The following is a 567-nucleotide window of genomic DNA, read 5'->3' on the forward strand; positions in this document are numbered from 1 at the left end:
CACGGTTCGGTCAAGGCGCACATCTCGAGCGCCCTCGCCAAGCTCGGCCTGGAGAACCGGACGCAGCTCGCCATCGCGGCGCACACGGCGGGAATCGTCGGCGCGGAGCCCCCGGCATCGCCCTCCAAGTAAGGGGAACCTTCCTACACAATCCCCCCTAAGTGTGGCTAGGGTGTCGGTGTTGTGACAGGGTTCACAAGGGCTTGTCAGGAAGCCGGACCGACCCCGCACAGCAAGGTCAGCAGCGGCCAGCAGCGGGTTCCCAACGGGGGTGAACGTGCGAACAGCAAGACGCGACGACGCGGATGTCATCGTGGTGGGCGCCGGCCCTGCCGGCTCGTCCACCGCGCACTGGTGCGCGGCCGCGGGTCTCGACGTGCTGCTGCTGGAGAAGGGCGAGTTCCCGCGCGACAAGATCTGCGGTGACGGCCTGACCCCGCGCGCGGTGGCCGAGCTGGTCCGCATGGGGGTGCCCACCCGCGAGGAGGACGGCTGGATCCGCAACCGCGGCCTGCGCGTCCACGGCGGTGGCCGCTCCTACGAGCTGGACTGGCCGAGCCTCACCAC

Annotated in this window: 1 protein-coding gene; it reads left to right on the forward strand. The window is 70.0% G+C overall.

Annotated features, from left to right (window positions below; all coding sequences use genetic code 11):
• Positions 1-277 precede the first annotated feature (277 nt).
• Positions 278-567 (forward strand): FAD-dependent oxidoreductase (locus ACYVJ0_RS13755; protein WP_460818419.1); only part of this gene is annotated, 290 nt, incomplete at its 3' end.

Source organism: Microbacterium petrolearium (genome assembly GCF_054782875.1).